Genomic DNA, 12438 nt, shown 5'->3' on the forward strand with positions numbered 1-12438 from the left:
GGGAAGGGGGTGCCCGGCTGCTGGCTTACCGCTGGGGCTGGGCCGGGGGCTCGGGTAGGTTGGAATCTGACACAATATACAAGGGCCGCTGCCGCACGTTGGCGGAAAGGCGGGCAATGTATTCGCCGATGATGCCCACGGCTATCAGCTGCACGCCCCCCAGAAACAGGATGCTTACCATCAGGGAAGGCCAGCCCGGCTCGTACTTCTCCGTTACGAAGCGGGAGTAGAGCGTGTAAAGCATCACTAAAAAGGCAATGCCCGATACGATAAAGCCGCTCACGGTAGCCGCCTTCAGGGGCACGTCGGAAAAGGCCGTGATGCCATCGAGGGCCAGCTTGAGCATTTTGCGGTAGGTGTAGCCGGTAGCCCCGCCCGCCCGCTCGGCCCGGTCGTACTCCAGGTACGTCTGGCGGTAGCCAATCCAGGAAATCTGGCCCCGGATAAATTTGTTCTGTTCCGGCATGCGGCGCAGGGCTTCCACCACCTTGCGGGAAATCACGCGGAAGTCGCCGGTATCCACGGGGATGGAAATGTGCGTAATACTGGCCAGAATGCGGTAGAAGAGCTTAGCCGTGAGCTTTTTGGCGGCGCTTTCGCCCTGGCGGGAGCGGCGTTTGGCGTATACTACCTCGTAGCCTTCCTGGAGCTTTTGCAACAGCTGCGGAATCAGCTCCGGCGGGTCCTGCAAATCGGCATCGATAATGCAGACAGCCTGGCCTTCGGCCCGGTCGAGGCCGGCCGTCACGGCAATCTGGTGCCCGAAGTTGCGGCTGAAATCCAGGTAGCGCACCCGCGGGTCGCGCAGGGCCAGGGTCTGAATCAGGGCCAGCGACTGGTCGCGGGAACCGTCATTGATAAAGATAAACTCGTAGCCACCCGGCAACTGCATGGGGTCCAGAACTCCGCGCAGGCGTTCGTAGAGCGCCGGAATGTTGGCTTCCTCGTTGTAAATCGGGATGATAACGGACAGGTCCACGGGGCGAACGGGTGGAAAAGCGGCCGGCTGCATCAGGCGGCTGGCTTACGGGCCAGGGCGAAAACGCTCACGCCCACTGGCAGGTTGATGTGGCGCAGCAAGCGGTTCTCGGCCTGCAGCAGCCAGATGAGGGAGCGGTTTAGGGGCTGGGGCAGGGCTGCCAGGTCGCCGGTGCCGGCCTCGTCGGCGGGCTTGCTGCCACTGGTTAAGCGCTGGGCCTGCCGAATCAGGTAGGTGGGGAAAAACAGGGCGAAGTTCCAGTACGACTGGCGCAGTACCTGCAGCTGGCTAGCTTGCAGAGCCTGTTTTAGGGTAGCGCCAGTGTAGCGGCGGAAGTGGCGGTTTACCACATCGTGCTGGCTCCAGAGCTGGGGATAGGCTGGTACGTACACCAGCAGCTGTCCGCCGGGGCGCAGCACCCGCCGCCACTCGCGCAGGGCCTGCTGCTCGTCCTCGATGTGCTCCAGCACGTCAGAGGCTACCACTAGGTCAAAAGAAGCATCCGGGAAGTCCAGCCGGGCCCCGTCCATCACCGATACGTTCGGAATCTGGCGCTGGTGAGCCAGGGCAATAGCCGTTTCGCTGATGTCGATGCCCGTCAGGTGGTGAAAGCCCGCTTGGCGTAGCTGCTGCTGCAAGGGGCCACCGGAACACCCAATTTCCAGAATAGCCGCAGTAGTGGGCAGGCGTAGCTGCTTGATCTGATCAAACACACTGTCGCGCCGGCCCCGAAACCACCAGTGATTTTCTTCTAATTGATGGTAGAGTGCTTCGTATTGAACTTGCATACGGCGAAAGTACGGAATGAGAAAACACCATACCTAGTACTTGCGGCCCAGCTAAGCCAGAAGGAGAATAATTGGCTCCGAACACGGGGTTGCCGGAAGCAGTGAACCATGTACTTTTGCGCCAACTGAGCCCGGAAGTCCGGCGCACTCGCCTACGTATGCCATTTCTTTCGGTGCTAAGGGCTCGTCCCTTTCATATTGCAGCCTTATTGTTATTTATTGGGGTAGGGCTGGCTTTCTACGTGCCCTTTCTGGGTACGCTGCCCGTAGGGCCCCACGCCTGGGCCCAAGCCGACCGGCTGGCGCTGGCCGTGAACTTCTACGACTACGGCTTCAACTTTTTCAAACCCCGGACTTCGTCCTTGAATTCTATCGGCGGCATTACGGGGGTAGAGTTTCCGCTCCCGTCCTACCTGGCGGCCCTGTGCGGGCTGGTAGTTGGGCGCGAGAATATCAACGGCGCCTTCCGGGCTATTGATGCGGCCGTAGCCGTGGTCGGGTTTTACTACCTGTTCCGGCTGATTTACGAGCGCACGGGGCACTTTGTGGCGGCGCTGGTGCCGGGGGCGTTTCTGCTGTCCTCTCCGTTTTTTGCGTTTTATGCCGTTAGCTACCTACCCGACCCCGTTAGCCTGAGCCTGAGCTTTGTGGGCTACTACTACTGGCTGCGGTTTTTCGAGCAGCGCACTTTCCGCGACTTGCTGGTGGCCGTGGCCGTACTGACGCTGGCGGGCCTGATCAAAACTACTACCAGTCTGCACTTGGCGGCGCTGGTGGGCCTCACGCTGGGCTGGGAGTATTTGGCCGCTGAGCCCCTGCTTACAGTGCGGCAGCGGCGGCAGCTGCTGGGGGCTGTGTTGGCGGGGGTGGGGCTGATTGTGGCCTTTTTCGTGCACAACCAACACCTGAACGCCACCTACCAGTCGGGGCAGTTTCTGGCCGAAGCCCGGCCCATCACCGATGACGACGTGCGCCAGCAGGTGTGGTTTTACATCCGCCGCGACTGGCTGGCTGAGTATGCCACCAACACTCAGTACCGCGTGCTGGCCGTGTGCGGGGCGCTGCTGCTGGTGTTTGCCTGGCCCAACCTGCGGCGCCACCTGCCCCTCACGCTGCTGCTGCTGGCGACGGCCGCCATCAGCTACCTGTTTTTTCAGCTGATGGGTGCCCAAATGGGCGTGCACGACTACTACTTTATCTGCTCGTTTATTCCGCCGGCGGTGCTGTTGCTGGTGTTGGCCCTGCTCAATATTGCCCGCTACACCGGCTGGGTGCGCTACGCTACCACGGCCGGGCTGGCCGGGCTGGCGGTGGTGTTCGTGGTCCAGGGCTACACCCGCCTGCAGCGCCGCATGAGCGACGAGTACCCACCCTTCAGCCCGTATGCCTACGAGTGGATGCGCGGCGGGGCCGACTTACTGCGCCGTGCCGGCGTGCCGCCGCAGGCCCAAGTGCTTCTCTTTAACGACCCGGCCCCCAACCTCGGGCTGGTGTACTTTGACCGGCGCGGCCGAAACTGGCAGTACGAGGTCGATAAGCTAACGCCCGATAATCTGCTGGATGAAATGGCCACCGACAGCCTGGAATACGTGCTCATGGCCCCGGCCGTGTACGAAAAGCTGGCGCCCCAGCAGGAGGCGCTGAACGCTGCCTTCGAACCCCTGGCCCTGCAGCCGGCTGTGGTACTGCGGCGTCGGGACATGCGGCGGACCTGGTAGCGCTACGGCAAGTAACATCCTGAAATAGAAGGTAGCTAGAGGTATATGGTACGAATGATGCGCGGCGGAATGTGGGTAATGAGCAGTGCGCTAGCTGCCCTGAGTAGCTGCACCGGCGCGCCCGCCCGGCCAGAAGTGCGCGAGCGGGTAATGGTTAGCAGCAGTTTTGAGAATATTCTGGGCTTTGCTGAGCAGGTGCCCCCCTCGCTAACCACCGAAAAAGCGCACACCGGCCGCTACGCCGTGCGCGTCGATGCGCAAAATCAGTACTCGCTTACCTACCACGGCACCCTGGGGCAGCTGTGCACCACCAAGCCCCGCAAGTTCATCTTCAGCGCCTGGGTGTGGGTGCCCCGGCCCGAAGACGAAGCCACCCTCATTCTGGCCCTTACCTCGCCCGACGACCCGGAGCACCCCTTGCTGCACAAAAACGTGTACCTGACCGACCGTGGACCCTACGGCAAGTGGAAACAGGTGCGCCGCGAGATTGATGTACCCGGCACCGTGAACCGCAACACCCGCTTGGCCCTCTACCTCTGGAACGGCACGGCCCAGCAACCCGTGTACGCCGATGACTGGCAGCTGGCAGAGTTAAAATAAGGGTAACGGAGGCCCGCGAAATACCATTACTTTTACATTCTGAACCCCTTAGCACTTCTTTCGCGTGATGAAAAAACTACCCTGGGCCCTGCTGCTGCTGAGCCTGGCCGGCTGTGGTGAAAAGACCCCGGCCAACAGTCCTGACACCCTGGTATCAAATGATTTTGAAAGCTTGGACGGGTGGCTGGGTGACCAAAACACCGCTTCCGTAACGCGCGAGAAAGCGCACTCCGGGCGGTACTCGTTGAAGGTAGACGGTAGCACCGAGTATAGCCGCACGTACTCCAACCTGCTGGGTAAGATGCACGATACGCGCGTCAAGAAAATCAAAGTCAACGCCTGGGTGTTCGTGCCGAGCGCGCAGGCTGGTGCCAAGCTGGTAACGGTTATCAGCGACACGGCCCCCGATGCTAAGCCCGCCGTGTGGGACGGCCTCGACCTGGGCCCGGCCGTGAAAGGCCAGTACGGCAAGTGGATAGAAATTAACAACGAGCTGGCCGTGCCCGAAAATGTGTCGCCGACCAGCAAGTTTGTGATGTACCTGTGGCGCACCGGCGGCCCCCTGCCCGTATACCTCGACGACCTGAACGTGACGGCGGCCGAGTAACTCAACTACTTGTTAGCCCTGGAATAAGAAAAGCGGCTGCTCCGGATAGGGGCAGCCGCTTTTGCTACATGATTTGACCTTGTTTAGCGGGCCAGCGGAAAGCCATCCAGCACAGGCTGCTGACGGGCATCCAGCCAGTACACGTGAGTAGTGCGGGGCCGAATCAGCAGGTCATCGACCACAATATCGTCGCCACCCATTTCCACCACAATGCGGTTGGCGCGGTTCTGCAGGCGGATGGGTAGGGTAAAGCGGACCCAGTCGCCGTGAATTTCCGTGGATTCTTTCAAAGAGCGCTCTACCCGTTCCACCTCTTGGCCGGTAGGGCTAAGCTGGCGGTAGCTGAGGTAGGGCATCCAGTCGGTGGTTTTGGCGTAGGCCCAGATGCTGAGCTCGTAGGAGGTAGTGTCGGCGGCGCCGGGTAGCACCCCGTCAAAAACCGGAAGCATACCCTTGTCGGCGTGGGCCGCCCCGGGGCGGGTAAAGCTGACGCTGCCGGGCGCGGTAGCATCTTGGAAAGTGCGCCACACCACGCCCGGCCCGGCCACCGTGCGCCAGAGCTGCCCTTGGCGGAGCAACTCGTTTTGGTGCGCGGCAAACCAGGCCCGCTCCGCGGCCGGCCGGCTGGTGGCAAAGGCGCGGAGCGGCAGCTCATAGAGCTTTACCAGCGGCGTAGTAGTCAGCAAAACAGCCCCGCGCTGAAGCAGAGCCTTCTCCGCGGGCCGCAGCGAGTCGAGGCGGGAGGCCACTACTAGCAGAGGCTGGCGGGAGGGTAGGCGGCCGGGCCAGGATTTGGGCGTGAGGTCGGAGGAAAACAGCTCCAGTAGCCGCAGCGTCTGCTCCGTGGACGTGCGCGACATCATGGTGGCGGCAATAGGCCGCTGCAGGCTCAGGGCCGCCCGGAAGCTTTCGGCCGTGCCTACCCCTCCGCCGCCCAGGTCAAACTTCTCCGACCCCAGCGAGTAGTAGGGCAGGGGCAGAATAGCCTGGTACTGATCGGGGTAGTGGCCGGCGCGGGCCAGGGTTTCGGCGTAGTTGCCGCCCGGCTGCAAAAAGGTATCGGCCACGCGGTTGGGCAGCAGCGGGGCAGTCAGCTCCTTGAGCTGGTACTTGGCTTCCAGCAACCACACGCCCGCCACAGCCACCAGCAGCAGCTGGCCCAGGCGTGCGGCCCGGCGCTGGCGCAGGAAGCGGTACAGCTGCCAGTACTGCACGGCGGCCAGCACGGCCGCCACGTAATAGAAAATCCAGGCGAAGCGGCCCAGGGAACGAAACTGCTTAAGCGCCGGCAGCCAGTCCAGCAGCCGGTCGAAGCCGGGCAGAATGAACGGCAGGCACATGGAAAATGCCAGCACCAGCCACGCGGCCCACACCGTAGGCTGCAACATCGCAGGCAGGGCCGGGCGCAGCACCCCGCGCCAGCGGCGGTGCACCAGGTGCCAGCCCACGCGCAGCAGCCACAGCCCTACCCCCAGCCCTACCACCAGCCCCACGTAGGCCTTGCCCTCCATAATGGGGTCGGAGGTGTGGAAGATAAACTTGAACACGGCGGCAAACGGCTCAATGGAAGGCCCAAACACGCCCGCCACGTTCGTGTGGTAGACAAAGAAGCCGTAGGGGTTGATGGGCCGGTCGGTGATGGGGTCGAGCAAGCCAATCCAAGTTTGGAACAGCACCGGCGGCAGCAGGCCCGCCGCCAGCAGCCAGGCCGGCTGGGCCCACCACTGGCCCTGGCGGGCTGCCAGGCGCTGCGCGGCCAGCACCAGAGCCGTAGCGGCCGGCAGCAGCAGGGCGTGCAGCAGGTAATACGGGTGTACCAGCGTGACCAGCAGGGTAGTTACCACGTAGAGCACCAGCCACTGCAGGCGGGCTGCCCGGGTTGCGGCCTCCAGCAGCCGCAGCTGCAGGTACCAGAGCAAGGGCACTACAAACGGCAGGGCCAGGGTGTAGTGCCCCGCGCCGATGCGGTGAAACTGCGGGGCCAGAAAGACAATGGCCAGGGTAGCGGCGGCGCCAAACCAGCGCCCCACGCCCCCGCGCCGGAGCAGGGCGAATACCAGCGGCGTGGTGGGTACGGAGGAAAGCAGCACCGTAAGGTTAAAGGCCGCTACTGCTTGGGAAAGAGTAATTCCAAAGGCGTTTTTCCAAGCTTTAAGCGCCCAGGCCAGCAGCGGAAATCCATCGGTAAAAGTCAGCAGCTCGCCGTAGGGGTAGTGCATGCCGGTAAACTGCACCCCGGCATCGGCCTGCAAATAGTAGAGCAGGGCAAAGTACGACTTGATACCGTCGCCGCCGGTGGTGAACAAATACTCGGAAGGGTGGAGCAGAATGGGTCCCACGCGGAACCACAGCACCAGTACGTGCAGCGCCACCAGCCCCAGCAGCCAATACAGGTCGGAGGAAAAGGCGGAGCGGCGGGCCAGCGGCCGGGGCGAAATCATAGGGAAGCGTCAGAAGGAGAGAAAGGAGTACGAGGACGCGGGGCACCGGCGGGGGCCGGCAGTCCGGAGTCCGTTTCGCTGACCAGGTAGGGCGGGCGCTGCTTGGCCTGGATGAAAAGCTTGCCCAGGTATTCGCCCATAATGCCCAGCACGAGCAGCTGAATGCCACCAATGAACAGCACGCTGATCAGCACCGAGGCCCAGCCGGGTACCGCGTCATCAGTGAAAATCAGGATAAACAGCGCGTAGAGGGCGTAGAGAAACGCCAGCCCCGAAACGCCCACGCCGGCCAGGGTGGCAAAATGCAGGGGCCGCACGCTAAAGGACGTAATACCGTTGAGGGCCAGCTTTACCATTTTGCGCACCGTGTACTTGGTGGTGCCCCGGAAGCGGGCATCGGGGGTGTAGGCCACGCGCTTCTGCCGGAAGCCTGCCCAGTGCACGAAGCCCCGCAGAAACAAGTCTACATCGGGGCTGGAGCGCACCACGTCGGCCACGCGCCGGTCGATGAGGCGGTAGTCGGCCGTGCCCGGCTCAAAGTCGACGCTGGACAAGCCGTTCATTACCCGGTAAAAGGCGCTGGAGGTCTGGCGCTTAAGCCAGGGTAGGCGCTCGTCGTCCTGGCGCTGGGTGTACACAATATCGTAGCCGTCCAGCCAGTGGCCCAGCAACTCGGGTAGCAGGCGGGGGGGGTGCTGCAGGTCGGCATCGAGGGAAATAACACAGTCGCCGGTGGCGTAGTCGATACCGGCGCGCAGGGCGCTCTGGTGGCCGAAGTTGCGGGAGAGCAGCACGTAGTGAATTTCCGGGTCCTGGGCGCGCAGCTCGCGCAGCACGCGCTGGGTGCCGTCGCGGCTGCCGTCGTCCACGAAAATTAACTCCCGCTCGTAGCGTCCGGCCAGGTGCTCTTTCACGCGGGCGGCCACTTCTGGCAAGTTCTCCTCTTCATTATAAGCCGGAATAACAACGGATATCTTCATGCAAGGGGAGGGGCCCGGTGGGCGGCTCAGTGGAGTAACGGGCGGAAGGTCTCCGCCCCGGGGCCGCAGCCCCGCCAAAGTTGGCCAAAACTACGGTATTCCAAAAAAGGACGATGGTCAATGGGCGGGTCGCGCGAAATGGATTGGGCAGCTGCGGGTAGCTTCTATCTTTGTCCGGGCTTCTTTCCGAAGCTCACCGACTTCTTATGCTGCCACTTTCTGTTTTCCGGCCGGCCGGTGCCGCGCTGCTGTTAGGGCTCACCGCCTGCTCTACTGCTCCCGCCACCGAAGAAACGGGCCACCGCGTAACCTACAACGACTTCGAGGCCGTGGATGGCTGGGGCCCCGCCGTTCCGTCGCTGACTACCGAGAAAGCGCACTCGGGCCGGTTTGCCGTGAAGGTCGACAACGCCGTGGAGTACAGTTTGGGGTACGCCAACCTGCTGGGGAAGGCCAGCACTGCCCGCATGCGCAAGCTCACGGTACGGGGCTGGGCCCGCCGGGAGGGCCCCGACGGCTCGGCCACGCTGGTTGTGCAGGTCACGGACCCCGCCCAGGGCAACCAGCAGCTGTACTGGGAGCCACTGCACTTCGCCGAGCAGGTGAAAACGCCGGGGCAGTGGGAGCAGATTAGCAAGGAATACACCCTGCCCGCCGGCCTGCAAGCCAGCCACGAGCTAAAGGTGTACCTCTGGCGCAACAGCGCCGCCCAACCTGCCTACCTCGACGACCTAACCATTACGGCTGAGTAAAGCGGGCTACGCGGCTGCGCTACAGGCTGCTGGTGCGCCCCCCATCCACGGGCACGTTGATGCCCGTGATGTAGGCAGCGGCTTCCGAGGCCAGAAAGGCCACGGCCGCCGCTACCTCCCGGGCCTGCCCGAAGCGGCCGGCCGGAATGCCGCGCAGCATGGCCGCCTCCACTTCCTCGGTGGTCTGCCCGGTTTCTTCTACTTTCTTGGCAATGAGGGAGGTATGGCGCTGCGTGACGGTGGCACCGGGCAGCACGTTATTGACGGTGATGCCGTCGGTGGCCAGCTCGTTGGCCAGGGTTTTGGCCCAGTTGCCCACGGCCCCCCGAATGGTGTTCGACACGCCCAGCCCCGGCAGCGGCTGCTTTACGGAGGTGCTGATAATGTTGATAATGCGCCCCCACCGGCGCTGGCGCATGCCCGGCACCAAGGCTTGGGCCAGCAGGTGGTTGCATACCACGTGCTGCTCAAACGCGGCCCGAAATGCTTCCACCGGCGCCTCCACTAGGGGGCCGCCAGCCGGGCCGCCCGTGTTGTTGACCAGAATATCGAAGCCAGATGCATTCTGCTCCAGATACTGCTGCACCCGTTGGGCCAGGGTGGCAGGGGAGCTGAAATCGGCCACAATGAAATCGTGCGGCTGTTGGGCGGGGGTAGGCAGGGCGGCGGCTACCGCGCGCAGGGCATCTTCGTTGCGGGCTACCAGCGTGAGGGTGGCCCCGCGCCGGGCCAGCTCCTCGGCCACGGCCCGGCCAATTCCTTGGGTGCTGCCGCCCACCAGGGCGCGACGAGAAAGTAAGTCCATCGGTGAATAAGGTAAGGGAAGAAGGGAAAGCCGTGAGCTACCGGCCAAATATGCAGGTAAAGTCGGTGGCCCCGATACGCGGGAATGTCGTTATTTGCCGTGAGGCACCCGTTGCCTACCCATGTCTTCACCCCAGCGCCTCGCTTTATGATTCGGCCTTTCAACTTTCAGCAGTGGATTGAGGAGCACCGCCACCTGCTCAAGCCCCCCGTTGGTAACCAGCAGGTATTCAAGGATAACAAGGATTTCATTGTGATGGTAGTGGGCGGCCCCAACGCCCGCAAAGACTACCACGTGGACGAGGGCGAGGAGCTGTTCCTGCAGCTAGAGGGCGACATCGTGGTAAAGGTTATCGAAGACGGTAAGCCGGTCGATATTGAGATTAAAGCCGGCAGCATGTTCCTGCTCCCGGCCGGGGTGCCCCACTCGCCGCGCCGCCCGGCCGGCTCGGTGGGGCTGGTGCTGGAGCGCTACCGCACCCCCGGCGAGCTGGACGGTTTTCAGTGGTACTGCGAGAACTGCGGCCACAAGCTTCACGAGGAGTTTGCCGAAATCACCGACATCGTGGCTCAGCTGCCCCCCATCATGAACCGGTTCTGGGCCTCTGATGCGCTACGCACCTGCTCTGTGTGCGGCACCTACATGGAAGCCCCGCCCCTGTAGTGAAGAATGAGGAATGAAGAGTGAGGAATAGGCTTGCCCAGATGCCGACCACCTATGGACGCTGAAAATACTGTTGCCGTCAAGTCGTTTGCCTTTGCCGTTAGAATCGTGCGATTGTGCCGGCATTTGCGGACCGACCAGCACGAGTATGTTTTGGCTAAACAACTGCTGCGCTCCGGTACCTCCATTGGAGCTAATGTGGAAGAAGCTGTTGGGGCCATTTCCAAAGCTGATTTCTCTCATAAAATCAGTATTGCCTACAAAGAAGCCCGCGAAACAAACTATTGGTTGAAGCTGCTGGCAGCCACCGAAACCCTGACCCCCGTGGCATTCACTAGCATTCAAACGGACTGCGAAGAGCTCTGCCGTATCCTACGCGCCATTCTGAACACCACCCGCATCAAAAAGGAGAAAGACCAGGATACCGAACCATCCTGAGCCCGCTTGCCCAGCACCACTAGCTATGAATCCGCAGCAGAATTCTTCTCTCCTCATTCCTCATTCCTCATTAACAATAGACATTCACACCCACATTCTGCCCGAGCGGTGGCCCGACCTGCGGGAGCGGTACGGGTACGGCGGCTTTATCCGGCTGGAACACCACCGGCCCTGCTGCGCCCGCATGATGCAGGACGACCGGTTTTTTCGCGAAGTTCAGGATAACTGCTGGGACCCCGAGGTACGCCTGCGCGAGTACGACCAGCTAGGTACCCAGGTGCAGGTGCTCAGCACGGTGCCCGTGATGTTCAGCTACTGGGCCCGCCCCCTGGATACGCTGGATTTAAGCCAGCTGCTGAACGACCACCTGGCCGACGTGGTGCGGCGCTACCCTACCCGCTTCGTGGGCTTGGGCACGCTACCCCTGCAAGCCCCCGACCTGGCCGTGCAGGAGCTGGAGCGCTGCATGAAACTGGGACTGGCCGGCGTGCAAATCGGCTCCCACGTCAACGACTGGAACCTGGATGCGCCGGAGCTGTTCCCCGTGTTTCAGGCCGCCGAGGAGCTGGGCGCCTGCGTGTTCATTCATCCCTGGGACATGATGGGCCAGCAGCAGATGCCCAAGTACTGGCTGCCCTGGCTGGTGGGCATGCCCGCCGAAAGCACCCGCGCCCTGTGCTCCCTCATTTTTGGGGGCGTACTGGAGCGGCTGCCGCGCCTGCGGGTGGCCGTGGCCCACGGCGGCGGCACGTTTGCCACTACCATCGGGCGCATTGGCCACGGCTTCGAGGTGCGGCCCGATCTGTGTGCCGTCGATAACCCGGTGCACCCCAGCCACTACCTCGGCCGCTTCTGGGTGGATTCCCTGGTTCACGACCCGCGCCTGCTCGACTACCTGGCCCAAACCATCGGACCCGATAAAATCACGCTCGGCACCGACTACCCCTTCCCCCTGGGCGAGGCCGTGCCCGGCGAGCTGATTCGTTCCCTACCGTACCCCGACGACGTGAAAGCCCGGATGCTGGGCCAGAATGCCCTGGACTGGTTGGGGCTGGAAGCCAGCCGGTTCGGGCCGGGCCTCTCCTTGTAATATTCTCTGCTTGGTACTACCTCTATATGCCATTACGTTCTTTTCAGGGGCTGCTCTGCTTGCTGCTGGGGCTGCTGCCGGGCTGCCAGCCACCCGCCAACGAAGCCTGCGTGCTTATTCAATCTGATTTCGAACAGTTTGAAGGCTGGTTTGATCCTCTGCCGGGCTTCCTGAACGCCGAGCAGGCTCACTCGGGCCGCTACTCCTACCGCCTGGGCAACGGCGCCGAGTACGGCAGCGTCTACCGCACCACCCTGGCTAACACCCGGTGCGAGGGACTACCCCGCCGCCTGCGCCTGAGTGCCTGGGTGTACCTGCCCAGCGGCCGGATTCGCAAAACCAAGCTGGTCGTGCAGGTTGACTGCCACGGCCGGCGTCCCAACATCTGGCGGGCCCTGGAAGTGTCGGAAGTGGTGCGGCGCTACCAGCAGTGGGAGCGAGTGCAGAAAAACATTGCCCTGCCCGCTGACCTCGACCCCTCCGATGAGCTGCAGTTTTACGTGTGGCACGCCGAAGCCAACGGAGAGCCCACCTGGGTTGACGACCTGCTGGTGGAAGGGTGGCAGTAGCTGCGCAA

13 protein-coding genes are annotated in these 12438 nt (G+C 62.7%); 8 read left to right on the forward strand and 5 right to left on the reverse strand.

The features are described 5' to 3' along the window. Positions 1 to 25: 25 nt before the first annotated feature. On the reverse strand, positions 26 to 979 hold the full coding sequence (locus K3G63_RS19045) for a glycosyltransferase family 2 protein (RefSeq protein WP_220615725.1): 954 nt from the start codon (positions 977 to 979) through the stop codon (positions 26 to 28). A gap of 32 nt (positions 980 to 1011) precedes the next feature. Beyond that, positions 1012 to 1767, reverse strand: a complete 756-nt coding sequence (locus K3G63_RS19050; RefSeq protein ID WP_220615726.1) for a class I SAM-dependent methyltransferase — start codon at positions 1765 to 1767, stop codon at positions 1012 to 1014. A gap of 158 nt (positions 1768 to 1925) precedes the next feature. Here K3G63_RS19050 and K3G63_RS19055 point away from each other — a divergent pair, with 158 nt between their 5' ends. From K3G63_RS19055 to K3G63_RS19065, 3 genes are all read left to right on the forward strand, one after another. Then, a complete protein-coding gene (locus K3G63_RS19055) occupies positions 1926 to 3485 on the forward strand; it encodes a glycosyltransferase family 39 protein (protein ID WP_220615727.1) in 1560 nt (519 codons plus the stop codon). A 45-nt stretch (positions 3486 to 3530) separates the two neighbouring features. Beyond that, on the forward strand, positions 3531 to 4085 hold the full coding sequence (locus K3G63_RS19060; RefSeq protein WP_220615728.1) for a hypothetical protein: 555 nt from the start codon (positions 3531 to 3533) through the stop codon (positions 4083 to 4085). 67 nt (positions 4086 to 4152) lie between these two features. After that, entirely contained in the window at positions 4153 to 4692 is a 540-nt protein-coding gene (locus tag K3G63_RS19065) for a hypothetical protein (RefSeq protein ID WP_220615729.1), read from the forward strand. A gap of 83 nt (positions 4693 to 4775) precedes the next feature. On the opposite strand, the gene K3G63_RS19070 is transcribed toward K3G63_RS19065, so the two are convergent. Further along, on the reverse strand, positions 4776 to 7133 hold the full coding sequence (locus tag K3G63_RS19070) for a hypothetical protein (protein ID WP_220615730.1): 2358 nt from the start codon (positions 7131 to 7133) through the stop codon (positions 4776 to 4778). Then, a complete protein-coding gene (locus tag K3G63_RS19075; RefSeq protein ID WP_220615731.1) occupies positions 7130 to 8113 on the reverse strand; it encodes a glycosyltransferase family 2 protein in 984 nt (327 codons plus the stop codon). The genes K3G63_RS19070 and K3G63_RS19075 overlap by 4 nt, the downstream gene beginning before the upstream one ends. A 206-nt stretch (positions 8114 to 8319) precedes the next feature. Here K3G63_RS19075 and K3G63_RS19080 point away from each other — a divergent pair, with 206 nt between their 5' ends. Next, positions 8320 to 8865, forward strand: a complete 546-nt coding sequence (locus K3G63_RS19080; RefSeq protein WP_220615732.1) for a carbohydrate binding domain-containing protein — start codon at positions 8320 to 8322, stop codon at positions 8863 to 8865. A gap of 19 nt (positions 8866 to 8884) precedes the next feature. On the opposite strand, the gene K3G63_RS19085 is transcribed toward K3G63_RS19080, so the two are convergent. Beyond that, complete coding sequence (locus tag K3G63_RS19085) at positions 8885 to 9670, reverse strand: SDR family oxidoreductase (RefSeq protein WP_220615733.1); 786 nt, start codon at positions 9668 to 9670, stop codon at positions 8885 to 8887. A gap of 147 nt (positions 9671 to 9817) precedes the next feature. Between K3G63_RS19085 and K3G63_RS19090 the strand changes: the two genes are divergently transcribed. The 4 genes from K3G63_RS19090 to K3G63_RS19105 are packed head-to-tail and all read left to right on the forward strand — an operon-like array spanning position 9818 to position 12430. Continuing rightward, positions 9818 to 10333 (forward strand): 3-hydroxyanthranilate 3,4-dioxygenase, encoded by a 516-nt coding sequence (locus K3G63_RS19090; RefSeq protein ID WP_220615734.1) that lies wholly within the window; start codon positions 9818 to 9820, stop codon positions 10331 to 10333. Positions 10334 to 10387: 54 nt separating this feature from the next. Continuing rightward, positions 10388 to 10771 (forward strand): four helix bundle protein, encoded by a 384-nt coding sequence (locus tag K3G63_RS19095; protein ID WP_220615735.1) that lies wholly within the window; start codon positions 10388 to 10390, stop codon positions 10769 to 10771. Positions 10772 to 10796: 25 nt separating this feature from the next. Beyond that, on the forward strand, positions 10797 to 11861 hold the full coding sequence (locus tag K3G63_RS19100; RefSeq protein ID WP_220615736.1) for an amidohydrolase family protein: 1065 nt from the start codon (positions 10797 to 10799) through the stop codon (positions 11859 to 11861). A 26-nt stretch (positions 11862 to 11887) separates the two neighbouring features. Beyond that, positions 11888 to 12430, forward strand: coding sequence for a hypothetical protein (locus K3G63_RS19105; RefSeq protein WP_220615737.1), 543 nt, complete (start codon positions 11888 to 11890; stop codon positions 12428 to 12430). Positions 12431 to 12438 lie beyond the last annotated feature (8 nt).

The sequence above is a fragment of the Hymenobacter sp. HSC-4F20 genome (genome assembly GCF_019599275.1).
Taxonomy (GTDB): Bacteria; Bacteroidota; Bacteroidia; order Cytophagales; family Hymenobacteraceae; genus Hymenobacter.